A 25,913-nucleotide genomic window follows, 5' to 3' on the forward strand; every position below is an offset into this window, starting at 1 on the left:
TCCGATAGCGGACTGCCTTTTCTTGTGTTGGGAGGATGTCATGGCGGGAAGAAAATTTACGAACACGGACTCGGAGCGCTTGCAGCCCGGGATGATCGAGAGTTCCTGTAAAAGCGCGCTCGTAACAAAAATTTCTCGGGTAACAAAAGAAACGGAAGCACTTGTCAGTGATCTGATGGTGGATCAGCCACTCTTCTGGCTGTTGGCCGCATCTTTTATCGGGTTTTTCCTGGGAAAGCGTCTTTTAAGAAGAAATTAAACTTCCGCACGTGCGTGACGTTACGACATGACCACGAACTCTTGGGCAAGGAACTGCCGTCATGCTGCACTACGCGATTGTTTTCTTCATCATTTCCATCATCGCCGGCGTTTTCGGTTTCTCAGGCATCTCTGCCGCCACAGCAGGCATTGCCAAACTGTTTTTCATTCTCTTTCTGGTTCTTGCGGTGCTGGCCATTCTCGCAGGTGTGGCAGGACTGCACGCGCTCTGATCACCTGATACGATGCTGATATGAAGAGGGCGGGTGCCGATGGCCCCGCCCTTTTTTATGATCTTTAGTTCCCGTTCTTGTCCCTCTGGATGAAGGAAGGCAGGAACGGATTATCCGTCTGAAGCGAATTTTTGCTCGGGAGCTGTTGCGTCGTCCAGCCTCCGCCCAGATCCGTCATGAGCTTGACCTCGGCGAGAAACTGCTGCTGCCGCACGCTGAGCTGGGTTTCCTGATACTGAAGGGCGTTCTGTTCGGCGGTGATGACCGTTGTGTAGATCTGCGTTCCGGCGAGATACTCGTTCATGGACACCTGAACGGCGCTTTCGGCGGTTTTCACGGCAGCATTCTGTAAGGCAAGCTGCTGATCGAGATAGCGCAGGCCGGACATCTGATCTTCGGTGTCCTGAAGGGCTGCGAGAACCGTCTGGCGGTAGGTGGCCACGGCATTGTCGTAATCGGCTTCTGCGCTGCGCACCGCAGCAGAACGCGCGCCGCCTTGGAAGATGGTTTCACTTGCAGCCGCACCGAGGCTCCATGTGCGCGTAGCGGTCTGGATCAGCTGTTCAAGAGGATTGCCGCTATAGCCATAAGACGCGGAGAGCGTGACCTGTGGGAAGAACGCGCCGATCTCGTACCCGATTTCCGCATTATAGGCTTCCATATTGCGCTCGGCCTGCGCCACGTCCGGACGACGCTGAAGCAACATGGAGGGCACGGCGACGGGGGCGGCGGGGATCGTCTCGGGAAGGGGAGAGGCTGCCAGCGTGAGTTCTGCTGGAGCCCGGCCCGTCAGCATGGCGATGGCGTGCTCGTACTGTGCGCGGGCGATATGGGCGTTGGACAGGCTGGCCTGCGTCGATTGCAGCAGGTAGCGGGCCTGAAGAACGCTGGTCGGATCAGCGACACCGGCATCAAGCTGGTTCTGGAGGATTTCCAGATTGTGGCGATACAGATCCACGTTACGGGCATAAAGCGCAATCAGGCTGTCCTGATAGCGCAGATCGAAATAATCCTGTGCGAGCTGGAGCTGATAGGACAGTCGCATGTTCGCAACGAGGGCGGCGTCAGCCTGTGTGGCAGCAACCTGCTGCTGAACCTGCCGGCGGATCATACCCCAGACGTCGACGGTCCAGCTTGCGGATGGGCCGGTCGTCCATGTGTTGGACGTGTAGGACTGGCTGGACGTGTAGGGAATGCCGTTACTGGCATTCGAGGTGCTGCCGCCCTGTGAGTTGCGGTTGAAGCTGAATTTGCCGCTCAGGGTCGGGAAAAGCTGCGCGCGGATCGAATCAATCGTCGCGGCCGCCTTGCGATACTGCGCCTCATATTCCTTCAGGCTCTGGTTGGACGTGGCCACGCGTTCTTCAAGGTCGTTGAGAACGGGATCGTTGAAGATTGTCCACCAGTCTCCTTTGGGCATTTTCGCAAGATCGGGGGCAGCCATCTGCCAGCCCGGCGGCGGAGGCGCTTCCTTGAATTTGGCGGAGATGATGGCTTTCGGACGATGATAGTTCGGCCCGACCATGCCGCCGATACAGCCGCTCAGGAAAGGCAGGGTCGCCGCCCCCAGCAGGGCAGTGCGCAGGGTGGATTTACGGAGGGCGGGCATCAGGACTGTGTTCCCCGGGCTGAAAGATGGAAAAAGGAAGCGACGTGGGCACGCAGACGGCCCATGGCGCGTCCGAACCGGTCGAGATACAGGAAAATGACGGGCGTGCTGTAGAGCGTCAGCAACTGGCTGACGACGAGGCCGCCGAGAATGGCGATCCCCAGCGGGCGGCGGAGTTCGCAGCCATATCCGTTGCCGATGATGAGGGGCACGGCACCGAACGCAGCGGCCAGAGACGTCATGAGGATGGGACGAAAGCGCAGATGGCTGGCCTGACGGATGGCCTCTCTGGCCGACAGCCCTTCACGCTGCGCCACGAGGGCGAAGTCGATCAGCATGATGGCGTTTTTCTTGACGATGCCGATAAGCAGGATCACGCCGATCATGGCCATGAGGGAGAATTCCTCTCCGCAGATCTGAAGAGCCAGAATGGCGCCGACGCCTGCGGATGGCAGCGTTGAGAGGATCGTCAGGGGATGGATCAGGCTCTCATACAGGACGCCCAGCACGATATAGACGGCGGCGAGGGCGGCGAGGATCAGCAGAACCTCACTCCCTGCGGATTTCTGGAAAGCCGCCGCGTTGCCCGCAAACCCGCCGTGAATGTCTGACGGGACATGCAGCTTTACCATGGCGGCCTGAACGGCATCCACGGCCGTGCCAAGCGAGACGCCGGGAGCAAGGTTGAAGGACACGGTCGTCGCGACGGATTGTCCTTCATGGCTGACGGTCAGGGCCGTGTTGGTATTGCGCTGGCGTGAGAGGACGGACAGGGGGACCATGTTGTCCACGCTGGTGGCGACGGCTGCACCGCTTGATGCCGATTTTCCACCTGCCAGCGCGTTGGCGACCGAGTTCTGATAAGACTGCTCACTCTGCGACAGGGTCGTGACAGCCGTTGTGGTGCGGGCGCGGATGTTGTTCGATGCCGTTCCGCCTGCTGCTGTTCCGCCGGACGTGCTGATCCACATCTGTTGCAGCATCGACGGATCCTGCCAGTAGCGGGGCGCTGCTTCCATGATGACGCGGTACTGGTTGAGGTTGCCGTAGATAATGGAGGCGGCGCGCTGGCCGAACGCATCATAGAGCGTGTTGGAAATGAGCTGTGGCGTGACGGAGTAGCGGGCTTCCGTGTCGCGGTTGATCGCGATGTTGATCCCCTGACCGCCCTGTTCCACGTCCGATGTCACGTCCATGAGCTCCGGCAGTCTGGAAAGCGCGGTCACGATCTTGGGAGTCCATTCGAACAGGTCTTCCGCGGAAGGGCCCTCAAGCGAATACTGATAGGCGGCGTCTCCGGGCCGCGCGCCCGTCCGGACACTGCCGGGGGCCATCAGACGGAGCTGCGCGCCAGGAATATGGGAGAACCTGCGGGTCAGGCGCTGGATGGTGGTCGCAAGATCGTCCGTTCGCTCGGACTTGGGCTTAAGTGCGATGAACATGTTGGCTGAGTTGGCCGAACGTCCACCGACACCGCCCATGACGCCTACGACATCCCGGTCGGACGCGACGCTCTTCATGGCCTTGACCACGATTTTCTGAAGCGCCTGAAACGAGATCGACTGATCGGCAACCACACGCCCCATGATCTGTCCGGTGTCTTCGGAAGGGAAGAAACCTTTGGGCATTTTCACATACAGCACACCGGCCAGCACCAGAGTGGCGGGCAGGGACATCGCGATCAGGAACTGATGCCCCAAGGCCCAGTCCAGCGATTTGCCGTAACCCGACGTGGTGGCGCTGATCATGCGTTCGAGGAAACGGCCGGTTTTCTTCCACAGACCCGGACCGTTATCGTCCGTGTGGGTCAGAAGCTGGGCGCTGATCATAGGCGTCAGCGTCAGGGAAAGGAGCAGCGAAATGCAGAGCGTGATGACCATGGTCATCGCGAACTCATGGAACAGCCGCCCCGCGATCCCGCCCATGAGCATGATTGGCGCAAACACCACGATCAGCGAGACCGTGATCGAAACGACCGTGAACGCGACTTCGGTCGTGCCTTTGATGGCGGCGTCCTGCCGGTTGTAACCCATCTCCATGTAGCGCGCGATGTTTTCCAGAACGACGATGGCGTCATCGACCACGAAGCCCGTCGAAATCGTCAGGGCCATCAGCGACATATTGTCGAGCTGGTACCCCATCAGCGCCATGGCCCCGAAGGTCCCGACGATCGAGACCGGCACCACGATGGCAGGAACCATGATGGCAGAGAGGCTGCGCAGGAACAGCAGGACGACCACGACCACGAGTACGACGGCGATGACAAGGGTCTGTTTCGTATCGTCCAGCGAGGCCCGGATTGTTTTGGAGCGATCGATCAGGATTGAAATATTGGTATTACCGGGCAGGGCGGACTGAAGGGCTGGCAGGCGGCCGCGGATGCCGTCGATCGTCTTGATGACGTTTGCGCCACCCTGCGAGAAGACCGTACAGATAATGGCGGCGTTGCCGTTCAGATACCCCGCCTGACGAAGATCTTCGACACTGTTCTTGACGTCCGCGAGATCCGTCAGGCGGACCGGCTGGTTGTTGCGATAGGCGATGACCAGATCGCGATATTCTTCCGCATCCGTCGCCTGATCGTTGGTAGAGAGCATCATGCGCTCGCCATTGGCGTCCAGAAAACCTTTGGGCGTATGGGCATTGGCGGAGGCGAGGGCGGCGCGCAGATCTTCGAAGCCGATCCCGTAATGGAACAGGCGCAGCGGATTGATTTCAACACGCACGGCGGGAAGGGACGCGCCGCGGATTTCCACATCACCGACGCCCTGGATCTGGCTGAGCTGCGGGATGAGGATGTTGCTTGCGAAATCGTAGAGTTCCTGCGGCGTCCGGGTGCTGGACGATAGCGTCAAAGCGAGAATGGGCGGACCGTTGGAGTTCGCCTTCATATAGGTCGGGTTGCTGCGCAGACTGGTGGGCAGATCCTGCCGTGCGCCTTGCAAAGCGGCTTCCACGTCACGCGCAGCGCCGTTGATGTCTCGTGACAGGTCGAACTGAAGGGTGATGCGCGTCTGGTTGACCATGGATTCCGAGGTCATTTCCGTGACGCCGGAAATCGCCCCCAGATGCCGCTCCAAAGGCCCTGCGATCGTGCTCGCGATTTCGGACGGAGAGCCTCCGGGCTGGTTTGCGGTCACCATGATGACCGGAAAGTCCACGTCCGGCAGATCGGCGACGGGCAGGGCGAAATAGCCCATAACGCCGCCGATCACGAGAGCGACCGCCAGCAGCGTCGTGCCAACGGGCCTTAGGACAAAGAGGCGAACCAGATTCACGGAGCGCCTGTATGGGGGCTTGGAGTCTGGGGCTGCGACGGCGGGTTGTTGCGGCGGTGGCGCTGTATGAAGGCGCGCGTTTTTGTCCCCAACTCATCCATGAACAGATAGATGACGGGCGTGGTGAAAAGCGTCAGAAGCTGGGACATCATCAGGCCGAAAACGATGGCCACACCCAGCGGTCGGCGCAGTTCGGAACCGACACCCGTGCCGATCAGCAGAGGCAGGGCACCGAACAGGGCGGCCAGCGTCGTCATCAGGATCGGACGGAAGCGGAGCATCGCCGCCTGCTTGATGGATTCAAGCGGCGTATGGCCTTCCAGACGTTCGGCTTCGAGGGCGAAGTCGATCATCATGATGGCGTTTTTCTTCACGATGCCGATCAGCAACACGATGCCGATGATGCCCATGATGTCGAGATCCATCCCGAACAGATAGAGCCCGATCAGCGCACCGATGGCGGCGGAAGGCAGGGTGGAGAGGATCGTGATCGGGTGGATATAGCTCTCATAGAGAATACCCAGCACGATATAGACCGCGATCACGGCTGCCATGACCAGCCAGACCTCGTTGGACAGCGACGAGCGGAAGGCAGCCGCCGTACCTTGGAAGGCGGTCTGGAATTCCGGCGGCAGACCGATCTGCTTTTCCACGCGCTCGATGGCGTTGGTCGCAGCCCCCAGCGAATACCCGCTGGCGACGTTGAACGACACGGTCGTGGCCGGGAACTGGCCGAAATGGCTGATGAGCAGCGGGGCGAGGACATGCGTCATCGTCGTCACCTGCGACAGCGGGACAAGCCCCGATGTCGGCTGGCGCGTCGGGCCGGACGTGCTGCCACCGGCCTGCGAGGAAATGCCCGGCAGGTAAAGCTGGCTCAGAGATGTCAGATCGGTCTGGAGTTTCGGATCGGCTTCCAGAATGACGCGATACTGGTTGGACTGCGTGTAGATCGTCGTGATCTGGCGCTGGCCGTAGCTGTCATACAGGAGATTGTCGACCGTCTGCGGCGTGATGGAGTATCGCGCGCCGGTCGGGCGGTCGAGCGAAAGCTGGGCGACCAACCCCTCGGCCTGAAGATCGGACGTGACATCCCGCAGCGACGGTTCTTTGCGCAGGGCATCCACGAATTTCGGCACCCAGGTCTTGAAGGTGTCGTAATCCGGGTTTTCCAGCATGAACTGGTACTGCGTGGCGGAAATCGAGGAATCCAGCGATAGATCCTGAATCGGCTGGACATAAAGCTGCGCCCCGATCACCTGATCCCCAGCAGAAGACAGGCGACGCATGATGGCTTCGAGGCTGGACGTGCGCTGGTCCCGCGGTTTGAGGTTGATCAGGAAGCGGCCGACATTCAACGTCATGTTCTGACCGTCGATACCCACGAAAGACGAGATGCTGGCGACATCCGGGTCCTTCAGGATCACGTCTCCAAGAGCGGCCTGACGGCTCTTCATGCCTTCAAAGGAGATGGCCTGCGACATCACGGAGATGCCCTGAATAACGCCGGTATCCTGTGTCGGGAAAAAGCCCTTGGGAATGGTCCAGGCCAGAATACCGGTCAGGATGATCGTGCCGAGTGTGACCAGAAGGGTCGTAACACGAAAGCGCAGCACGACATCAAGCCAGCGCCCGTAACCCGCGATCAGGGCGTTGATGCCGCGCTCGGTGCTATTGGACAGGCGGCTCCAGACCGTGTTTCTCGTGGACGGCGCATGTGTGTCGGACAACAGACGGGCGCACATCATCGGCACCAGCGTCAGGGCGACGACGGCGGAAATGATGATGGTGATGGAGAGTGTCATCGCGAATTCATGGAACAGACGCCCGACGACATCCTTCATGAAGAGCAGGGGGATCAGCACGGCGATCAGCGAGACCGTCAGCGAGATGATGGTGAAGCCGATCTCTCCCGCGCCTTTGAGCGCAGCGGTGTAGCGGTCTTCACCGGCCTCGACGTAACGGGCAATGTTCTCGATCACGACGATGGCGTCATCGACGACGAAGCCAGTCGCAATCGTCAGGGACATTAGCGACAGGTTGTCGAGCGAGAAGCCCAGCAGATACATCGCCGCCAGCGTTCCGATCAGAGACAGCGGAACGGACAGGCTGGGAATGATCGTCGCCGGAACATTTCGCAGGAACACGAAGATCACGCCCACCACGAGAAGCATGGCGAGCGCCAGTTCATATTCTACGTCGCTAACCGAGGCGCGAATGGTCGTGGTGCGGTCCGTCAGAGGCGTAACGTCAATGCCCGGCGGCAGGTCGAGTTTGAGCTGCGGCAGAACGCGCAGAACGTTGTCCACAACACCAATAACGTTCGCGCCGGGCTGGCGCTGTACGTTCAGGATCAGCGCAGGCGTGCGGTTGGCCCAGGCGGCAAGCTGTGCGTTCTCAGCCCCTTCAACCACCGTCGCAATGTCGCGCACGCGGATCGGGCCGTTGTTCTGATACGCGATCACCTGATTCATAAGCTGTTCGACGGACTGGATCTGACCGTCGATGCGCAGGGACGTGGAGCGTTTGGGGCCGTCGAATGTGCCGGTCGGGGAATTGACGTTGACCGTGCTGATGATGGTGCGCAGCGTGTCGATTGCGATGCCGTAAGAGGTCAGCTTCGGAATATTGACCTGAATCCGGTACGCCTTGCGATTACCACCCGACAGGGTGACGAGACCGACGCCGGAAATCTGGCTGATCTTCTGTTCAAGCCGCGTGTTGACGTAATCTTCGACTTCAGGAAGCGGCAGCGTTTTTGACGTGATGCCGAGCGTCAGGACGGGGGTGTCTGCCGGGTTGACCTTCGCATAGATCGGAGGGGCGGGCAGATCGCTTGGCAGCAGGGAGGTGGCGTTGTTGATCGCGGCCTGAACTTCCTGTTCGGCCACGTCCATCGACATGTCCAGCCCGAAGCGCAGCGTGACGACCGAAGCCCCACCAGAAGACTGGGACGTCATCTGGTCCAGCCCGGCCATCTGGCCGAGCTGGGTCTCCAGTGGCGCGGTGACGGACGTACTCATCACGTCCGGCCCGGCGCCCGGATAGAATGTCGAGACCGTGATCGTCGGATATTCGACCTGCGGCAGGGCTGAGACGGCCAGAAAATGGTAACCGAGCAGACCGCTCAGCAGGATGGCGAACATCAGAAGGCTGGTGGCAACCGGGCGCTCGATGAACAGGCGGGACGGATTCACGATCTTGATGTTCCCTGTTTGACTGTTCTGAATGGCGATCAGTGGTTGCCGGTGTCGGCGGACGAGGACGGGTCGTTCTTCTGCTGGGGCGCATCCGAACTCTGCTGTCCGTCACGATGATGACGGTGCTGGCTGGCGCTCTTGTGCTCGGCTTCCGTCGTCTGCGCTGCTGCGGACGAGGTGTCGGGGATGGAGACCTTCTGGCCGGGGCGCAGATGGCTGACACCATCCGTCACGATCCGGTCGCCGCTGCTCAGACCCTTTTCGATCACGGCGTTCGTGCCATCGGTCGTGCCGACCGTCACGGGCACGACTTCCACGGTCATGTCAGGCTTGACGCGATAGACAAAGCGTCCGTCCGGGCCTGTCTGAAGAGCATTTGCGGGCACAAGCAGGGCGTCATGCAGCGTCGTGACCAGCAGATGCGGGTTAACGAACTGGTTCGGAAAGAGGTGCTCGTCCTCGTTCGCAAAGATGCCACGCATCCGGACGGTACCCGTTGCGGTGTCGATCTGACTGTCGAGCGCCTTGACGGTGCCGGTGGCAATTTTGTGGGTGTTGTCGCTGTCCCACGCTTCGACGGACAGCTCGCCGGTCTTGTCCAGATATTTCATGACCTCCTGCAGCTGGTTCTGCGGAACCGTGAAGATCACGGAGATGGGCTGCATCATCGTCAGGATGGTCAGACCACCGGACTGGCCAGCCGTCACATAGTTGCCCACGTCGAGCACACGAATACCGACACGGCCTTCGACAGGCGCAATGATGTGACAGTACATCACGTTCAGTTCGGCATTGCGGACATTGGCCCGGTCGAATTCGACCTGACCTTCAAGCTGCTGCACCGTGAACTCCTGATCGCGCGCCGTCATGGCGGAGGTCGAGTTCTGTTTGATCAAGCGCTGGTAACGGGCGTTGTCCACACGGGCCTTTTCAAGCTGCGCCATATCGGCGGCCAGTGTGCCGCGATACTGGGCGAGCGTGGCCTCATAGGGGCGCGGGTCGATCAGTTCGAGTTCGTCACCCTTATGGACGTGCTGGCCTTCCTTGTAATAGACGGCCGAGATATGGCCGTTGACGCGCGGCGTGATCGTCACGTTTGTCACGGGGACGACTGTGCCGAGTTCCTGAAAGATCACGGGCATGTCGCCAGTATGGACGGTTGCGACAGCAACGGGCTGCACGCTTCCGTCGGCTGCGGCACCACGACCATGTTTGTGTGTCGCGCCATGAGGGCGGAAGATCGCGAACAGGATCAGAAGAGCAATCAGAAGAACAACGCCCCAAAGGATCCAGCGCCGACGGCGGGACCGCGCAGGAGGGGGAGAAGACTGGGCGGTGCTGTTCGTAAGGCGGTCGCTGGAGCTGGCCGTCTGCTGATCCATGGTGGTTCTGTCTTTCCGCATAGCAGAGCGCAGGGCTCTCAGGCGACGATGTTATGTGTTTTCATGCTTATACGGCAGGAGGCCAGCGCCTGCCATGACGCGACCTTAAATCCTGTTCAGTTTTGGTAATGAAAATCAAAATGACCGAAAATGATACTTTTCGTTACATTTATGCGTATGAGTGTGGGTGCAGGGCTTGTCTCTTTTCAATGCAGCGATCATATCGGGTTGGAACCGGATGTCTCTGTTATGCGTTTGCATTGAGGACAGGTTAATCCGGACAGAGGAGAACAAAATGGCCGATACAACTGAAACGAAGGTCGAGGGCCTTGTGGATGAAGCCAAGGGCAAGCTCAAGGACGGTTTTGGTGGTTTGACCGGCGATGCGAAGCTTCAGGCCGAAGGCAAGTTCGATCAGCTTTCCGGCATGGCACAGCAGGAATTCGCCGATCTGTACGACGAAGGCGAAACCAAGCTCGAAGCCGCAACGGCGTTTGTGCAGGATCGTCCGCTGATCTCGCTGGTGATCGCCACAGTTGTCGGAATGATCGTTGGTGGTCTGCTGTTCGGTCGTAAAAGCGACTGAGGCCCAACAGGCGTTTCGACCATAGGGACGTCTTTGTGCTAAAAGCCTTCCGGAGTAATCCGGGAGGCTTTTTTTCATGGAATGGTTTTACGACAACAACGGGCAGCAGGCCGGTCCAGTCTCCCGTGAGGAAATCCTGCGTCTGATCATGCAGCGGCAGATCAAGCCCGAAACGCTCGTCTGGACACAGGAATTCGGCGCAACATGGCGTCCGGCCAGCGCTGCGGGGCTCGTCTCTCCGCTGACGGGACTTCTGCGGATGTCTGCGGGGAGTTCGGAGCACTGGGCCTGGGCGCTTCTGGTGGGTCCGTGGCTGATCCAACGCCTGACGCTGCTGATCCTGGACTGGCGTCAGATTCCGGATAGTGGCCGGGTAGGGCCGCTGTCCGTCGTCGGGATGATGTCGCTGCTCCTGTTCTTCATATCGTTCATGCTGGACCGTAATTCCCTTCGCGAAAGCGGAAAGACGCCGCCGGGTTTCTGGTGGTGGCTGTTTCTGCCGGGATATTTCTGGAAGCGGCGCCAGATCGTCGGTCGCGGGCTGTCGCTGCTGATCGTCAGCCTTGTGCTTCTTGCCGTCAATGTGACGGAGAAAATCTATCAGTTCCCTCAGATCGAAAAGGAACTTCAGATGCAGCATGGACAGACGGCTCAGCCCGCTCCATCGGCTCCATCAGAGCCCGGTCAGGAAAATCAGCAGGAAGAGCTCTGACACCGTAGGCAAAGAGTCTTTCCCACCACACTTGACATATTAAACTTAGAACTCCTGCATTTTTGGGCTTCCCTTTCGAGTCGCCATGATTCAAAACCGATTCGGTCACCTGATTTCGCGGTGATCTGTCGGGGAGACACTCAGAAATGCCGGATTACGCCCTTGAAGCTGCCCATGGGGGGCTGGTCGTCGGGATCGACGAAGTCGGGCGTGGTCCTCTGGCAGGGCCGGTCGTGGCCTCCGCCGTGGCTTTTACAGCCCGGCCGTCTGACACTCTGTCTGCCCTTCTCGATGATTCCAAGAAGCTGACGGCCCGACGCCGGATGCTCGCCTATGAGGCCTTGATGGCCGACGAACAGGCGTTGATCGGCATTGGTGCGGCATCGGTTCTGGAAATCGAGCAGATCAATATCGCCCAGGCCTGCTATCTGGCCATGCGCCGAGCGCTGTCCCGGCTCGGCCGAACGCCGGACCTTGCCCTCGTGGACGGCAAACACGCCCCGAAACTGCCCTGTCCCATCAAGATGGTGATCGGTGGCGACGGGATCAGCCTGTCCATTGCTGCAGCCTCCATCATCGCCAAGGTGACGCGGGACCGCCTGATGGCGCGTCTGGCCATGCGCCACGATGCTTATGGCTGGGAGCGCAATGCGGGTTACGGCACGGCTGCACACATGCAGGGTTTGAAGCTCCGTGGGGTGACACCTCATCACAGGCGCGGGTTCGCGCCGATACGAAACATGATTGAAGCAGAGGCACACGCAGCATGAGCGGTGAATTTCCCGTCGACCAGATCCTGCGTGGAGAATGCATCGAAACGATGAAGACGCTGCCCGATGGGAGCGTGGACTGCATTTTCGCCGATCCGCCATACAACCTCCAGTTGCGCGGCGAGCTTCGTCGTCCGGACGAGACTGTCGTGGACGGCGTGGATGACGATTGGGACAAGTTCGCGGATTACGCGACCTATGATAATTTCACGCGCGAATGGCTCAGAGAAGCACGCCGGATTTTGCACAAGGACGGCACGATCTGGGTCATTGGCTCCTATCACAATGTCTTCCGTCTGGGCGCTATTATGCAGGATCTGGGATTCTGGATCCTCAACGACATCGTCTGGCGCAAATCCAACCCGATGCCGAATTTCCGCGGGCGGCGTTTTACGAACGCGCATGAGACGCTGATCTGGGCGGCACGTGGTCCGCAGAGCAAATATCGATTCAACTATCAGGCTATGAAGGCCCTGAACGACGACCTTCAGATGCGCTCTGACTGGTATTTGCCGCTCTGCACGGGCAATGAGCGTCTGAAGAACGAACATGGCCTGAAGCTACATCCGACGCAGAAACCGGAAAGTCTGCTGCATCGTGTTCTGGTGGCGTCGACCAATGCCAATGATGTGGTGCTGGACCCGTTCTGCGGTAGCGGCACGACCCCGGCAATGGCCAAGCGTCTGGGGCGTCATTACATCGCCATCGAACGGCACCCGGATTACGTCAAGGCCGCGCGGGAGCGTGTGGCACGGGAAGAGCGCCTGACCTCCGAGCAACTGGCGACGACGCCAGCACGGCGTGAAATGCCGCGTATCCCGTTCGGAAGTTTCGTGGAAACGGGCGTGCTTCCGGCAGGGACCGTGCTCTACGACCGGCAGAAGCGTCTGAAAGCGACCGTGACACCCGACGGCACGCTCGTATCGGGCAACCAGCGTGGCTCTATTCACAAGCTCGGCGCAGGTCTGACGGGCGCTCCGTCCTGCAATGGCTGGACGTTCTGGTATTTCGAGCGCGACGATCAGTTCGTTCAGATCGACGTCCTGCGTCAGGAAAGTCAGGCGCTGCGCAACGTCGGTTGACGGAAAACCAGCGCCCATAAAAAAAGCCGGAGAATGTTCTCCGGCTTTTTTTGCGTCTGGATCAGGAGCGTTTAGTGCCCTGCAAAGCCGAGGAAGCCGATTGAAGGATCGGCCTTGCCGCCGCTTGCGTCGAAATGCGAGGAAGCTGCGACGGCGGCGCGTTTGGGGGTGACGGATTTCCCGCCGATCGTCAGATGACCGCTGCCGTTCTTCATCTCCACACCCTGATCGGATACGCTGTTCTCGATCTTTCCGTCCGGATTATAGGTCCGCATCGACAGCAGCAGGAACATGATGTCCTTGCGGTTCAGGTCGATGGCCATGTCCAGCGGCGTCTGGTCCAGAACATTGTGCCCACCCATATCGGCGCCGCGGTTGAGCGCTTCTTTTGCCGCGTTGAGCGAGCCACGATTGATGGCATCGAACAGGGCGACGGTCGGGTTTACGTCGGCCCGGGCATGACCGGCATCGTCGTCGGAAGATTCTGCTCCCGGAAGGGCGGAAGGCGGCGCGGCGCGCTGGGCAGCCTTGCGGGCTTCGGCTTTCTTCTGGTTGGCCTCGGCTTCCTGTTCAGCCTCGGCGTCGTCGGCATCCTGAGCCTGGGCGTGATGCCAGGGTACGAGAATCGTCGGCGTCATTGCCAGAGCGGCAACGAGCAGCAGGCGGGGCAGGGTGGGGAGCAGTCGCATAAAACCAATATACTGTGATCGTTCGTCCTGCGCGAGTCTGCAGATGCCTCTCGGAGGTGCCGGATTGTGACATTTTTTCAATGACCTTCCCGCCACCAGCCGATTGCGAGGAAAATCAGCGCTGCAAGGAGGGCCGCCCATGCCGGAACGAGGTCCGTCGTCCGCGTCTCACCTGCGACGGCCGCCGTGGTGACGGGAAGCCCCATCCAGTCCGAGCCGCTCATGGCCGAGCCGATGGGAACCTGTTTCAGATGGGGCGTATGATCCGCAACCCACGCCACGGTTCCTCCCGATGCCTGAGCACTGGCGCCCATGATGGTCGCGGTGGCGCGCAGGTCCTGCCGCTCGATCGGGTCGTGAGAAACGGGGCTGGCGAAAGCAACCAGACCATCCTGCCGGACGCTCCAGATGCCGGGCGTCGTGGCGGCCAGCGTGGCGTGCCAAACGCCATCGGTCTGTTTTAGGGTAACGGGCGTGCGCTTCCCGTCCGGCGCGGTGACGAAAGCCTCAGGCGAGACAGCCTGTCCCGCGGCGTGGCGCTCGATGTCGAGTTGACCGTTTTCGATCCGGGCCGTCAGGCGGTTTTCTTCAAGGTCCGGCTCTTTCATGAGCCAGTGTGACAGCCGCCGCAGAAGTTCGGCCTGCGGACCGCCACCGCCTTCGCCACGAGACCACAGCCAGAGCTGGTCCGACATGAGCATGGCCACGCGCCCCCGCTCAACACGGTCCAGCAGCAGAAGCGGCGCGCCATCCGGACCATGCATCAGGTCTTCGCCATGCGACTGGTCCGGCCGGAGGGCACGATACCAGGGGCCCCAGTCTTCCGTTAGGCCCGCCGTGACGGGATGTGTCTTGCCCAGAGCAGTCAGGGACGGACGGAAAGCCTGTGTGACGACCCCGTCCGTCCCGACATGGGCCGGAAGAATCTGTGCGAGGCTCGTATCCTGAAGGGTGCCCTCCTGCGTGAATTCAGGTCCTGCCGTTACCAGCAGGCCGCCGCCGTTGCGGACATAATCGGCGATATTGGTCAGGTATTCGTCTGGCAGGATGTTGCTGTTGCGAAAGCCGTCCAGAATGATGAGATCGAAACTGCGGATTTTTTCCTGAAACAGTTCGCGGATCGGAAACGGGATCAGCGCCAGATCCGACAGCGGAGTGCCATCATCGGTGTTGGGGGAGCGCAGAATGGTGAAGTGCACGAGATCCACGGACGGATCGGCCTTCAACAACCTGCGCCAGACGCGCTCTCCCTGATTGGGAACGCCGGACACCAGCAGCACCCGCAGCCGGTCGCGCACGCCCCGGATTCGCACGACGTCGCTATTGTTTTCCGTGGATGCTTCCCCGGCCAGCGGAGAGACGGACAGGCCGACAAGTGTTTCGCCGGGATGCTGCACGGGGACCGTGATGTCCTGTGGCGTGCCGGTCCGGATCGGGCGGGTCTGTGGCGGAGCATCGCCTGAGCGGATCGTGAGAACGGCGTCGGCCGAACCCGGAGCGCCCAGATCGTCGACCTGAACGCGGATTGTGGCGTTCTGTCCGACGATGGCATAGGGCGGCGTGCTCAGGATACGCAGGCGACGGTCCTGTTCCTCGCCCCGCGCCGTCAGCAGAAGGTGCAGTGGAAGTTTCTGTCCGTCCGGTCCCTGAAAGCGCGCCGGAAGATGGGCCGGAACGTCATGATCCATGCCGTCCGTCACGACGATGGCGCCTGCGAACCGGCCCTGCGGCAGATCCGCATGATCCAGCGCCTCGAACAGGCGGGTGCCGTGGCCTGTGCCACCCGGAACATCGACGCGATGCAGGGTCAGGCCCGGAAGACGAGCCGCGTCCTGCATGATCTGCCGTGCGACCTGATCCGCGATGGCAGTGCGGGGACCGACCTGCATCGAGGCTGAACGATCCACGACGAGCAGCGCATCCTGCGGCACCGGGCGGAGCACCGGGTGAAGCGCGCGCGGTCCAGACAGCCATCCCAGCAGAGCGAGAACGGCCAGAGCCCGCCAGAGCATTCCGCGCGCGCCACGCAGGGCACCGTAAATCGCTCCTGCAACACTCAGTGCGGCCAGCGTCGCCAGCAGCCAGACGGGCAGCATCGGAGAAAGATCGAACATCATGGCGCGTCCTCCTCGTCGGCGGTGTCGGGACTGGTCGTGGCGGATGCTGCATCCGGGCTGCCGAGGCGGCGGAGCATTTCGGGGTACTGGGCCTGATCGTTCTTGTAGTTTCCGGTCAGGGCGTAGAGCACCATGTTCACGCCGAAACGATAGGCCTGCGTGCGCTGGTCTTCGCCCCCGGGAATGACGGCGAAGGGATGGTTGCCCGAGCCGTCTACGGCCCAGGCATGCGCCCAGTCGCCATTACCGATGATGACGGGGCTGACGTCATCATTCGCCTCGTCCCCGTTGCGCGCGACATAAACTGGCTGACCGGCAACGCGACCGGGAAAGCCGCTGTGCAGCAGATAGAAAGTGTGGGCCAGAACGTGTTTGTCCGTCAGCTTGGCGAGTGGGGGCACGACAAGGCCATCGGTCACGCGCTGCAACGCAGCTCGGGCGGCGGCGCTGGTGCCGGAATCCGTGTCGGTGCCCGCGCCCTGTTCGTCGATCAGCAGGATCCCACCGTGTTCCATGAACGTATTGAGTGCTTTCGTGCGTTCGGGATCGGGCTGCATATCTGGCGTGATCGGCCAGTACAGGAGCGGATAGAACGCCAGATCGTCCTTGCCCGGAACAACGCCATCGGGATGGCCGAGCGTCGCGGAACTGCGAGCGCTCGTATAGTCGGAGAGCCCTTGAAGCCCCTCGCGGGAGACGGCATCGATATCGTCATGGCCCGTAAGAACATAGGCCAGCCGCGTTTCGAGCGCGGCCTGCGGCATGTTTGCCGGAAGGGGAGCGGGTGTCTGGGCCTGAGCATGGGCAATCGGCAGAAGCAGAAAGCCTGCGACTGCCAGAGCGCCAAGCAGACCGCGCCGCCGTAGGGACAGGATCAGATCCAGCAGCAGCAGTAGCAGACCCGCCGCCATCAGCGCAGGGCCAATCGGACGATCCGCATGCGCGCCATCAGGCAAAATCCGCGTGCCGAGCAAAGGCTCCTCCACCATCGGCGAAGCAGCATCGCCGAGATTGAGTGCGCGCGTTCCACGGGCTGGGCCATAAAGCCCGGCAGGATGCGTGGCGGAAACATCCGTATGCGCCAGATCCGAAGCGCGAATGGAGCGCGCAGCCTGTGGCGGCATGACGAGCCCGCCGTCGCTCCCGATGATACGCCATGGCGCCAGTTCCGCCGGACCGCCGCCTGCCACGCCAGCGGACCGTTCGATCAGGCGCTCCAGCATGTCGGGAAACAGCCCGGAAAGCGGCACATTCGACCAGTCGGGTGAGGGCGTGACATGGAACAGGACGATCTCGCCATTGCCTTCGGCGCGCGCGGTTACGAGCGGGGTGCCATCGCTCAGAGCCGCCCAGACATGATCCGTCAGCCCCGTCTCGGGCTTGGCCAGAACCTGTCGCGAAACGGTGACATCGGGCGGAATCGTCAAGTCCGAAAACGGCGAAGTTTCGGGGAACGGTGCCAGCGTCTGGGGTTTCCCCCACGACATCGGGCCACCCAGCTGACGCATTCCGCTCATGAGATGGACTGGGAGAAGCGCATCGGAGGTCGCGTCGGACGTGGCGGTCTGATCGGCCGCGAGACCGGGGCCTGCGAAGCGGACGAGCATTCCGCCATGACGCACCCAGTCCAGAACGCGATTGCGCGTCTGCTCGCCCGAAAGCGCACCATCCGTGGCGATCAGAACTGACAGGGGCGCGCCCAGCAGGGCTGTGGCATCGCCGCTATGCAGGTCCGCAATCGGTTGCAGGGCGCGATTGAGAAAGAACGCCGATCCGACAAGAGGCGTCGCGTCTCCGGGCGTCTGAAGGATACCGACCGGGCGGCGATGATCGGCCTGTCCCATCAGATGCACAGCAGCAGGACCGGTCGCACCTTCAAGTGTCAGACGATCAAGCTGGTTCCGCAGCAGGGCCGGGAGGGAGAGCGTCTGGTCTTTTCCCGTCGTGAGGGGATAGGCCGCGAGTGTGCCACCATTGGCGTTGACGGCATGCAGCGTCACGGTCCGGGTCGGGCAGGGCAGCGTGTCGACTGTCGCATGAAGCGCGCCGTCCTGACCTGTCGCAGCGTCAAGGCGCAGGATGTCACAGCCGTTCCAGCGCATGTCCTGAACGGACCGTGCCTTTGCGAGCGCGCCCCGCAGCGCGTCGTCTCCTTTCGCAGCCAGACCGTCCGAGAGTACCATCACGCGCTGGTCCGATAGATCCCGCCCCCCGAGCAAGACGGCCAACGCTTGACGGTCCGTTGGCCAGGGCTGCGGACGCAAATGTGAGAGATGTTCGGATAGGGCATGGGAATCGTGGGTCGTAAACGCTTCGGGCATTGCGCCGTCCGGTGCGCGTGCAGCGTGCAGGAACGTGACGTCCTGACCGTTGCGGATCGCGGTTTCGCCAAGCGCGAGCGCTGCGGAAATACGGTCGGTCCAGTGCGGAATGGCGGCCCAGCCATCATCGAGGATGAGGGTCAGCGGTCCATTGCCGGTTTCGGTTTGATGCGGCGTCAGGACAGGACGGGCCAGCCCGAAAATGACGAGGGCCACCGCCACCATGCGCAGAATCAGAAGCCAGAGCGGGGAACGGGCGGCGTCCTCCCGCCGGGCCGTGAGCCGGTTCAGGATGAGCAAGGACGGAAAGGACTGTTCCTGCGGCGCGGGTGGAGTTGCCCGCACCAGCCACCACAGCGCAGGCAGTGCGAGCAGACCAAGCAACAGGAACGGAGCAAGAAGGATCATCGGCCGCCTCCAAGCGCCATGTGCAACGCTAGAAGGGCCGGAAGCGGGTTCTGCGACGTATCATGCACGATGCAGTCGGCATGGAGCGACGCCGCACTCTGTTTGAGGGCCGCGAGATGCGCGTTCATCGCCTGCTCATAGGCCGGACCGAGACTTTCCATGGCGGGAAGAGTCAGAACACCCCCCTCAAGTCCTTCAAACCGGATTCGTCCTGTGCGTTTCAGTTCGCGTTCCGCCGGGTCGAGAATGCAGAGGAGATGGGTTCGTACCGGGCGGCTGGCGCAGGTCTTGAGAAACGTATCGATCCGGTCTTCGTCCCACAGGAAATCGCTGATCACCACCAGATCGGACCGTGGAGGAACCAGAGACATGCGGGGAAATTCTGGCTCATCCGCATCCTGACGCAGAAGGGATGCCGCCAGTCGCGGGAGAACCTGACGTCCGGCAAGGGCGCGTCCAGCCTCGATTCCGGTCAGCAGACCCGCGCGTTCGCCGCCGCGCAGGGACGCGGACGCCAGCGCCAACGTGCAGAGCTGCGCGCGTTCAGCTTTGGTGGGCAGGGTATCGGACGAGCGCCATCGCATGGAAGGCGAGGGGTCACACCACAGCATCAAGGACTGGGCGTTTTCGCGCTCGCGTTCCCGAACCCAGAACGTGTCTTCGACCGGCGAGCGGGCAGACTGCCGCCAGTCGATGGATGTTGCGGGCTCGCCGGCATGATAGGGCCGGAACTGCCAGAAATCCTCGCCCGGCCCTGAACGTCTGCGGCCATGAACGCCGCTTTGCAGGCTTGCGGCAATCTTTTCGGCTTCAAGAACGAGCGCGGGCAGGGGCAGGCTTTCCGCCTGCGCAGTCGGAGCGCCGGAACTGGCGCCCCGGTTGCGGCGGAAGAAACTGCGCAGGGTATCGGACGGACTTTTCACGGCGATCAGAGGAGAGCCTGAGCCTGCTTGCGGATCAGGGCTTCGCTGTCCGTCCCGGCGGCACGGGCGCCAAAGCCCAGCCCGATACGATGGGACAGGACCGGGCTTGCAAGGGTCACAACGTCATCAAGGCTCGGTGCCAGACGGCCATCCAGTAGGGCGCGGGCACGGGTGGCGATCATCAGCGCCTGAGCCGCACGCGGACCGGGTCCGAATGACACGGCCTCCCGGACTTCCGGCGCAGCGGACGGATCTTCCGGGCGCAGCGAACGCGTCAGGCTCAGGATGGCATCCACGATCTGGTCGCCAACCGGCAGACGCCGGACGAGGTTCTGGGCTGTGAGAAGACTTTCCGCATTCATCAGGGCCGAAACCGTCGGCGTCGTGGCGCCTGTCGTCTGAAGCAGCATCTGCCGTTCCGCGTCCCGGTTCGGAAAGCCGAGGCTGATCTGAAGCATGAACCGGTCGAGCTGGGCTTCGGGCAGAGGATAGGTGCCTTCCTGCTCGATCGGATTCTGGGTCGCGAGAACATGGAAGGGGCGCGGCAGGGCATAATCCTTGCCCCCCTGTGTGACCCGACGTTCCGCCATGGCCTGCAACAGCGCGGACTGGGTGCGGGGGCTGGCGCGGTTGATTTCGTCGGCAAGCACAAGCTGGCCAAAGATCGGGCCGGGCAGGAAGCGGAAGGCGCGTCGTCCGTCAGCATCCTGATCGAGAATTTCCGCCCCTGTAATGTCCGACGGCATCAGGTCGGGCGTGAACTGGATGCGCGTTGCCTCCAGACCCAGGACCTGCGACGCCGTGTTGACCAGCAGGGTCTTGCCCAGACCGGGCGCGCCCATCAGAAGTGCGTGACCACCGGACAGGATCGTGACAAGGACCTGTTCGATGACACTGTCCTGGCCCAGAACAATGCTGCCGATGGCCTGACGGACATGATGGAGAACCGGAGCCAGACGATCGGCTTCAGCCACGTCCGCCTCGCCCCGCAGGGTGCCGGCGGAGACGCCGGAAGAATATTGCTGCTCGCTCATAGTGCCAGTCTGACAGGTGTGGGGGTTTCATCAAGGCTCGATTGCACCCAAGTTGGTGTGAGAAGAGAGTTTTTATGCAGTTGGAGGGAAAATTGAGCGATCATCAGCTCCGGCAGGCGGTCCGGCCTGACGTCTTCGCGGCTCCAGATCCGCTGGTGGCACCGTCCTCCTTTCCCGACTGCTCGTCCACGGGTCCTCGAAAGCTGCCCTTTCTGATCCAGCGCGACGGGACATGGCTGTATCGGGGCTCTGCGGTGAAGCGCAAAGCCATGCTGTGCATGTTCTCGTCCATGCTGACCCGCGACCCCGAAGGCATCTACTGGCTGAAAACGCCGATGGAACAGGGGATCATTCAGGTCGAGGACGCCCCGTTCGTGGCGGTCGAACTGGATTTTCGCGGAACTTGCGGTCGCCAGCAGAATCTCTGTTTCCGCACCAATATGGACGAACTGATCTGCATCGGCCCCGAACATCCGTTGTCCTGTGATTGGGACCGGCCTTCGGAAGAGTGTGCGGGGGTGCCTTACATCCATGTGCGGGATGGCGAAGGCGCCTTGCCAATCCAGGCACGGGTGACGCGCGCGGTTCATTATGAACTCGCGGCTCTCGCCGTTCCCGGTCATGTAAAAGGAAAGCCCTGTCTCGGTGTCTGGAGTCAGGACTGCTTTTTCCCGCTTTCGCGGCCTGCATGACACAGAGCTCTGGTCTGCTGGAGCGGCTGCCGGATCGGAAAGGTCTGGACCGGATCTGGAGTGTCCTGCCTGAGGCCCGTCTTGTTGGCGGTTCCGTTCGTGATTTGCTCGCAGACGTTCCTGTCCATGATCTGGACCTTGCGACTCCAGAGCCTCCGGAGGACGTTCAGCATCGGCTGAAAGATGTGGGAATCCGGGTGATCGCGACCGGCTTGTCCCATGGAACGGTAACAGCGGTGCTGGATGGTGTTCCGTATGAGATCACGACCCTGCGTCGTGACGAAGAAACGGATGGACGTCACGCAGTTGTGGTCTGGACGCAGGACTGGACGGAAGATGCGGCCCGGCGCGATTTCACGATCAATGCCATGTCGCTGGATCGTCATGATCGTCTCCATGACTATTTCGGAGGACAAGAGGATCTGAAGAATCGTCAGGTCCGTTTCGTGGGGGACGCATCGCGCCGGATTGCAGAAGACGCCTTGAGAGCACTGCGTTTCTTTCGGTTCGACGCGCGTTATGGAAACGGCAATCCTGACCGCGCTGCCTGTAAAGCCGTGTCAGAGCAACTCGGACTGATTGGGACGCTTTCTGCCGAAAGGGTCGCGTCTGAACTTTTGAGAATACTGTCGGGTCCGCGCCTTGCGGAAACAATCGCAGCAATGGCAGCGGTCGGCCTCTTGCCGGTGATCCTGCCGAACCCGGACCCGGTGGATTTGAATCGTTTGCTGAACTGCGGTGCTCCGGAAAATCCTTTGCTCAGGTTATTCGCCCTTTGCCATAAAAGCAGCCGGGAGTTGTCTGGACGACTGAAACTTTCCAACGCAGATGCGGCAAGAATTGAAGTTTGGGCTTCAGACAGACCGGTTTTGTCTCTGAGCATGTCTGACGATGACCTGAGACGGCTACGCGCGGAGCAGGAGTTGGATCCGCTTGTGGAGCGGAACTGGCTACAACAGGCCCGTCTCGTGGGCGGACCTGACAGCACCTGGGATCGGTTTCGCTCCAGATTGCAGGCGCTGCCACAGCCGCAGTTCCCGTTATCGGGCAAGGATGCTCTTGCTCAGGGGATCCTGCCGGGGCCGGGAATGGGGCAGTGGCTGAAAAAAGGCCGGGACTGGTGGATGGCGCAGGGATGTCTGCCGGATCGGGCGCAGTGTCTGGCCTATCTTGCCGGATATCCGTGAGATCGCGGTTTCGTCCTTTTCGCAAGGTTTGCTACACCCCCGGACATGACGAAAACCACAGCCCTTGATACGGACAGCCGCGTCCTGATGAAACGCATCTGGCGCGAGGAAATGCGCCAGCATGTGGGACGGATCATTTCCGTCGTTGTTCTGACCGTTCTGATGGCCGCGCTGACCGCGCTTTATCCCGCCGTCATCAAGCGGGCCGTGGACATGTTTGCGGCGCATGATTCCCGGATCCTGTATCAGGTCCCGGCTCTTGTCGTGCTTGTGACCGGACTCAAGGCCGCGTCTCAGTATGGGCAGACGATTGCCGTGCAGGGGCTGGTTCTGGCGGTGATCCGGGGATTGCAGTCCCGCATGTTTGCTCATTCGCTCCAGGCAGATGTCTCGACGATTGAAAAGGACGCGCCTGCCAAATGGGCCGCCCGCTTTACGACCGATGCCATCTCGATCCGCGAGGCTATGATCCGTGTGGTCAACGCGCTCGGAGACGCTGTGACGGTGGTGGGGCTGGTGATTTCCATGATCGTGACGGACTGGGAACTGAGTCTGATCGCACTCGTGCTGTATCCGGTTGCGGCTGTCCCCATCCAGAAGCTGGGCAAAAAAGTGCGCCGTGCTTCGGGCGGCATGCAGGAGCAGATTGGCGAAACCTCGGCGCTGTTGAACGAAAGTTTCGCTCTGGCCCGGCAGATCCGTATCTACCGTATGGAAGACCGGGAAAGCACGCGGGTCGATCATTCCCTTGATCTGCTGCATTCCGCATTTCTGCGCATTGCCAAAGGCCGTGCCCGCGTCGATCCGGTGCTTGAAGTTTTGGGTGGTGCAGCCGTGGCTGCCGTGCTGGGGTTTGCGGGCTGGCGGGCGGCGCAGGGCGGTGCGACGCTCGGAGATTTTACTGCGTTTATTGCAGCTCTTCTGACTGCGTCTCGGCCCATCCGGGCGCTGGGCTCGCTCAACACCGCTCTTCAGGAAGGTTTGGCCGGACTGTCGCGTGTTTTCGCGGTGATTGATGAACCTCCTGCCGTGATGGAGCGGGCCGGTGCAAAACCTTTGCCAGCTGGTAAGGGACATCTGGTGTTCGAGCAGGCCGGTTATCGTTATGAAGATGGTCGGGTCGCGTTGCGGGGCCTGACTTTCGACGTGCAGCCCGGAAAAACCGTGGCGCTTGTCGGGCCTAGCGGGGCCGGAAAATCCACGGCTCTGTCCCTGATCCCGCGTCTGCATGATGTGAGTGAAGGGAGTATTCAACTGGAAGGCGTGGATCTGCGTGATCTGACGCTCTCATCCCTTCGTGATGCCATCGCCTATGTCAGTCAGGACACAACCCTGTTTGACATGTCCCTGATCGAGAATATCTGGATCGGGCGACCGTCAGCGTCGCGGGATGAGGTTGAAAAGGCATGCGCCATGGCGGCGGTCGATTTTCTCGATAATCTGCCAGCGGGACTGGAAACGCGGGTGGGGCCGGGCGGACGTCGACTATCGGGCGGTCAGCGTCAGCGCGTGGCACTGGCCCGCGCTCTGCTTCGCAACCCGCGGGTGCTTCTGCTTGATGAGGCGACGAGCGCGCTGGATTCCGAAAGTGAAGCGCGAGTTCAGAAAGCCTTGGCCAATCTGCGCTCGGGCCGCACGACCGTAATTGTGGCGCACCGGCTTTCAACGGTTCAGGCGGCGGATCTCATCGTCGTTATGGATCATGGTGCCGTCGTCGAAGCGGGCACGCATGCGGAACTTCTCAGACAGGACGGTCTTTATGCGCGGCTGGTACGAACCCAGTCTTTGGCGGCGGCCTGAAACAGGGCCGCCAGTTCTGGGATTAATGCGACATACAGGTCTTTCTTGAAGCCCAGATCGCGTTCCAGAACGTCGTTCGGTGCAACCCATTCCCAGCAGTCGAATTCCGCTGGCTCATGAAGGTCCAGCCGAATATCGGAGTCCTGTCCTTCATACCCCATCACGAACCACTTCTGGGTCTGCCCCCGGAAGCGGCCACCCAGCGCTTTGCCGATCAGGGCAGATGGCAGATCATAGGACAGCCACCCCTCACGTTCGGCAAGAATGCGGGCGTTGCTTGTGCCGATTTCTTCGCCCATCTCTCTTATGGCGGCTGTTTCGGGCGTCTCGCCCTCATCGATCCCACCTTGCGGGCACTGCCAGACGCGCCCCGGAAGATCTGTCCGGCAGGCGATGAACAGCTTGCCCTCCCGATTAAAGAGCGCAATTCCGACATTCGGACGATAGGGCAGGGTCATGCAATCGCTCATAAAGGGGCAACCGGACTGGAAGATAGCAGATTGGCGGCCTGATCGTTTGCAATGCCGCTATCGACGAAACTGGACGGCGGCACCAGAACAAAGCGGCCTGCCGCCGGGCCTTTGAGCCAGTTTGCAAGACGGTCGATCATGACGGGGGTGACAGGACCGACCATCAACAGAATTTTCGTGGGCTTTCCGTCCTGGGGCAGTAGAGCGGCAAGACGGCTGTCCAGAGTGGCCGCGTCCGTGTCGCCATCAATCCAGGCCGTCGCGGTCATGCCGCGTGTACGGCGACCATCCTGTGCAGAGCCAGCCAGATAAAAAAGCCCTTTACTGCTGATGAAACTGGCAATCGGAGCAAAATCCGGCGAGGTCGCATATCCGCCACCCGGCTGATCGTCTCCGTTTTCAGAAGCGTCCGTCAAGCCTTCTGCGCCTGTTGCTCTGGACAGACACCATTCCAGTTCACGTTGATCATCGGCGGCGGAGTTGCCATATCCCAGTGCGTGCGGGCCTTCATCGACGCGTTCGGGGTGTGCGCTCTGCATCGGAAGCGTGACATAGACTTCACGATGGCTGGCATGGGCGCGGGCAATAATGTCGCCGATATTGCTTACATAAGGCGAAATCCCGACCGCGACCGGGGCTGGAATGCGCGAAAGGACGTCGTAGGTCAGCGCGTCGGAATAGCCAAAACCCTGAAGCACGATTGCAATGGCGGTTTGGTCCGCCGGAACTGTGGGTGGAGGCGGTCTGACGACGGCTGCTGGACTGGCGGCGGCAGGCGACGGCACCGACGGCAGGGCCTGCTGCATCACGGCGGTTGAGGGTGCTGCCAATGTGGGCGGAACGGCTTTGGCGGGAATGACTGTCGGTGCAGCAACCGGCGTTGCAGGTTGCTGCACCTCAGATGGACTGACAGAACGGACTGCCTCTTTCGGCACCGGTGTGGAGACGATTGAGGAAGCGTTCTGTGCAGGTGGAGCTTCCGGTCGTGCCGGGGGAGTAGTTTTTGCCAGAACGACGGGTTTCTGTTGATGGAACAGGAGCGCCGCCGCTCCTGCCCCTCCTGCGAGAAGGACGGCCCAGAACGCGATCAGAAGGCGTCCGATAACGGGAAGTCGTTGCCAGAGCCCTGCACGGCTGGAGGCGGGACGGTTCTGCACGATCC

19 protein-coding genes are annotated in these 25,913 nt (G+C 61.2%); 8 read left to right on the top strand and 11 right to left on the bottom strand.

The window, feature by feature from the left end; all coding sequences use genetic code 11:
- The first annotated feature begins 320 nt into the window (after positions 1 to 320).
- Positions 321 to 491 carry a DUF1328 domain-containing protein gene (locus HKD28_RS08765; RefSeq protein WP_194262303.1) on the top strand — a complete coding sequence of 57 codons (171 nt, stop codon included), beginning with the start codon at positions 321 to 323 and terminating at the stop codon, positions 489 to 491.
- 64 nt (positions 492 to 555) lie between these two features.
- Here the strand turns inward: HKD28_RS08765 and HKD28_RS08770 are convergent, their stop codons facing one another.
- The 4 genes from HKD28_RS08770 to HKD28_RS08785 are packed head-to-tail and all read right to left on the bottom strand — an operon-like array spanning position 556 to position 9,960.
- On the bottom strand, positions 556 to 2,100 hold the full coding sequence (locus HKD28_RS08770; RefSeq protein ID WP_194267935.1) for an efflux transporter outer membrane subunit: 1,545 nt from the start codon (positions 2,098 to 2,100) through the stop codon (positions 556 to 558).
- Entirely contained in the window at positions 2,100 to 5,378 is a 3,279-nt protein-coding gene (locus tag HKD28_RS08775) for an efflux RND transporter permease subunit (RefSeq protein ID WP_194267936.1), read from the bottom strand. The genes HKD28_RS08770 and HKD28_RS08775 overlap by 1 nt, the downstream gene beginning before the upstream one ends.
- The gene (locus HKD28_RS08780; protein WP_194267937.1) at positions 5,375 to 8,575 is read right to left on the bottom strand and encodes an efflux RND transporter permease subunit; all 3,201 of its coding nucleotides are present in this window, start codon (positions 8,573 to 8,575) and stop codon (positions 5,375 to 5,377) included. The genes HKD28_RS08775 and HKD28_RS08780 overlap by 4 nt, the downstream gene beginning before the upstream one ends.
- 38 nt (positions 8,576 to 8,613) lie before the next feature.
- The gene (locus tag HKD28_RS08785; protein ID WP_194267938.1) at positions 8,614 to 9,960 is read right to left on the bottom strand and encodes an efflux RND transporter periplasmic adaptor subunit; all 1,347 of its coding nucleotides are present in this window, start codon (positions 9,958 to 9,960) and stop codon (positions 8,614 to 8,616) included.
- A 295-nt stretch (positions 9,961 to 10,255) separates the two neighbouring features.
- Between HKD28_RS08785 and HKD28_RS08790 the strand changes: the two genes are divergently transcribed.
- The 4 genes from HKD28_RS08790 (at position 10,256) to HKD28_RS08805 (ending at position 13,110) form a co-directional block, all read left to right on the top strand.
- Entirely contained in the window at positions 10,256 to 10,546 is a 291-nt protein-coding gene (locus HKD28_RS08790) for a CsbD family protein (RefSeq protein ID WP_194267939.1), read from the top strand.
- A 76-nt stretch (positions 10,547 to 10,622) separates the two neighbouring features.
- Complete coding sequence (locus HKD28_RS08795) at positions 10,623 to 11,258, top strand: DUF4339 domain-containing protein (protein WP_194267940.1); 636 nt, start codon at positions 10,623 to 10,625, stop codon at positions 11,256 to 11,258.
- 146 nt (positions 11,259 to 11,404) lie between these two features.
- Positions 11,405 to 12,028: a ribonuclease HII gene (locus HKD28_RS08800; RefSeq protein ID WP_194267941.1), complete on the top strand. Its 624-nt coding sequence runs from the start codon at positions 11,405 to 11,407 to the stop codon at positions 12,026 to 12,028.
- Positions 12,025 to 13,110 (top strand): site-specific DNA-methyltransferase, encoded by a 1,086-nt coding sequence (locus tag HKD28_RS08805; RefSeq protein WP_194267942.1) that lies wholly within the window; start codon positions 12,025 to 12,027, stop codon positions 13,108 to 13,110. The genes HKD28_RS08800 and HKD28_RS08805 overlap by 4 nt, the downstream gene beginning before the upstream one ends.
- A gap of 71 nt (positions 13,111 to 13,181) precedes the next feature.
- Here the strand turns inward: HKD28_RS08805 and HKD28_RS08810 are convergent, their stop codons facing one another.
- From HKD28_RS08810 to HKD28_RS08830, 5 genes are all read right to left on the bottom strand, one after another.
- Positions 13,182 to 13,799, bottom strand: a complete 618-nt coding sequence (locus HKD28_RS08810; RefSeq protein WP_194267943.1) for an ankyrin repeat domain-containing protein — start codon at positions 13,797 to 13,799, stop codon at positions 13,182 to 13,184.
- 77 nt (positions 13,800 to 13,876) lie between these two features.
- Positions 13,877 to 15,916 carry a DUF7408 domain-containing protein gene (locus tag HKD28_RS08815; protein ID WP_194267944.1) on the bottom strand — a complete coding sequence of 680 codons (2,040 nt, stop codon included), beginning with the start codon at positions 15,914 to 15,916 and terminating at the stop codon, positions 13,877 to 13,879.
- Positions 15,913 to 18,645: a DUF4159 domain-containing protein gene (locus HKD28_RS08820; protein ID WP_194267945.1), complete on the bottom strand. Its 2,733-nt coding sequence runs from the start codon at positions 18,643 to 18,645 to the stop codon at positions 15,913 to 15,915. The genes HKD28_RS08815 and HKD28_RS08820 overlap by 4 nt, the downstream gene beginning before the upstream one ends.
- A complete protein-coding gene (locus tag HKD28_RS08825; RefSeq protein ID WP_194267946.1) occupies positions 18,642 to 19,568 on the bottom strand; it encodes a DUF58 domain-containing protein in 927 nt (308 codons plus the stop codon). Before HKD28_RS08825 ends, HKD28_RS08820 begins: the two co-directional genes overlap by 4 nt.
- A 5-nt stretch (positions 19,569 to 19,573) precedes the next feature.
- Positions 19,574 to 20,602 carry an AAA family ATPase gene (locus HKD28_RS08830; protein WP_194267947.1) on the bottom strand — a complete coding sequence of 343 codons (1,029 nt, stop codon included), beginning with the start codon at positions 20,600 to 20,602 and terminating at the stop codon, positions 19,574 to 19,576.
- Positions 20,603 to 20,754: 152 nt separating this feature from the next.
- Here HKD28_RS08830 and HKD28_RS08835 point away from each other — a divergent pair, with 152 nt between their 5' ends.
- The 3 genes from HKD28_RS08835 to HKD28_RS08845 are packed head-to-tail and all read left to right on the top strand — an operon-like array spanning position 20,755 to position 24,281.
- On the top strand, positions 20,755 to 21,294 hold the full coding sequence (locus HKD28_RS08835; protein ID WP_207728943.1) for a DUF1285 domain-containing protein: 540 nt from the start codon (positions 20,755 to 20,757) through the stop codon (positions 21,292 to 21,294).
- Positions 21,291 to 22,481, top strand: a complete 1,191-nt coding sequence (locus HKD28_RS08840) for a CCA tRNA nucleotidyltransferase (RefSeq protein ID WP_194267948.1) — start codon at positions 21,291 to 21,293, stop codon at positions 22,479 to 22,481. The genes HKD28_RS08835 and HKD28_RS08840 overlap by 4 nt, the downstream gene beginning before the upstream one ends.
- Before the next feature lie 45 nt (positions 22,482 to 22,526).
- Positions 22,527 to 24,281, top strand: a complete 1,755-nt coding sequence (locus HKD28_RS08845; RefSeq protein ID WP_194267949.1) for an ABC transporter ATP-binding protein — start codon at positions 22,527 to 22,529, stop codon at positions 24,279 to 24,281.
- Here the strand turns inward: HKD28_RS08845 and HKD28_RS08850 are convergent.
- Both HKD28_RS08850 and HKD28_RS08855 read right to left on the bottom strand, forming a co-directional pair.
- On the bottom strand, positions 24,239 to 24,751 hold the full coding sequence (locus HKD28_RS08850) for an RNA pyrophosphohydrolase (RefSeq protein WP_194267950.1): 513 nt from the start codon (positions 24,749 to 24,751) through the stop codon (positions 24,239 to 24,241). The two genes, HKD28_RS08845 and HKD28_RS08850, sit on opposite strands and share 43 nt — an antisense overlap.
- Positions 24,748 to 25,908, bottom strand: a complete 1,161-nt coding sequence (locus HKD28_RS08855) for a divergent polysaccharide deacetylase family protein (RefSeq protein ID WP_194267951.1) — start codon at positions 25,906 to 25,908, stop codon at positions 24,748 to 24,750. Before HKD28_RS08855 ends, HKD28_RS08850 begins: the two co-directional genes overlap by 4 nt.
- Positions 25,909 to 25,913: the final 5 nt, after the last annotated feature.

Source organism: Gluconobacter cadivus, assembly GCF_015244745.1.
Classification (GTDB): Bacteria; Pseudomonadota; Alphaproteobacteria; order Acetobacterales; family Acetobacteraceae; genus Gluconobacter; species Gluconobacter cadivus.

Bases quoted from the DNA above. Each gene is read 5' to 3' on its own strand.
- HKD28_RS08765 (WP_194262303.1), top strand. From the start codon at position 321: ATGCTGCACTACGCGATTGTTTTCTTCATCATTTCCATCATCGCCGGC.
- HKD28_RS08770 (WP_194267935.1), bottom strand. From the start codon at position 2,100: ATGCCCGCCCTCCGTAAATCCACCCTGCGCACTGCCCTGCTGGGGGCG.
- HKD28_RS08785 (WP_194267938.1), bottom strand. From the start codon at position 9,960: ATGGATCAGCAGACGGCCAGCTCCAGCGACCGCCTTACGAACAGCACC.
- HKD28_RS08790 (WP_194267939.1), top strand. From the start codon at position 10,256: ATGGCCGATACAACTGAAACGAAGGTCGAGGGCCTTGTGGATGAAGCC.
- HKD28_RS08795 (WP_194267940.1), top strand. From the start codon at position 10,623: ATGGAATGGTTTTACGACAACAACGGGCAGCAGGCCGGTCCAGTCTCC.
- HKD28_RS08800 (WP_194267941.1), top strand. From the start codon at position 11,405: ATGCCGGATTACGCCCTTGAAGCTGCCCATGGGGGGCTGGTCGTCGGG.
- HKD28_RS08805 (WP_194267942.1), top strand. From the start codon at position 12,025: ATGAGCGGTGAATTTCCCGTCGACCAGATCCTGCGTGGAGAATGCATC.
- HKD28_RS08810 (WP_194267943.1), bottom strand. From the start codon at position 13,799: ATGCGACTGCTCCCCACCCTGCCCCGCCTGCTGCTCGTTGCCGCTCTG.
- HKD28_RS08815 (WP_194267944.1), bottom strand. From the start codon at position 15,916: ATGATGTTCGATCTTTCTCCGATGCTGCCCGTCTGGCTGCTGGCGACG.
- HKD28_RS08820 (WP_194267945.1), bottom strand. From the start codon at position 18,645: ATGATCCTTCTTGCTCCGTTCCTGTTGCTTGGTCTGCTCGCACTGCCT.
- HKD28_RS08830 (WP_194267947.1), bottom strand. From the start codon at position 20,602: ATGAGCGAGCAGCAATATTCTTCCGGCGTCTCCGCCGGCACCCTGCGG.
- HKD28_RS08840 (WP_194267948.1), top strand. From the start codon at position 21,291: ATGACACAGAGCTCTGGTCTGCTGGAGCGGCTGCCGGATCGGAAAGGT.
- HKD28_RS08845 (WP_194267949.1), top strand. From the start codon at position 22,527: ATGACGAAAACCACAGCCCTTGATACGGACAGCCGCGTCCTGATGAAA.
- HKD28_RS08850 (WP_194267950.1), bottom strand. From the start codon at position 24,751: ATGAGCGATTGCATGACCCTGCCCTATCGTCCGAATGTCGGAATTGCG.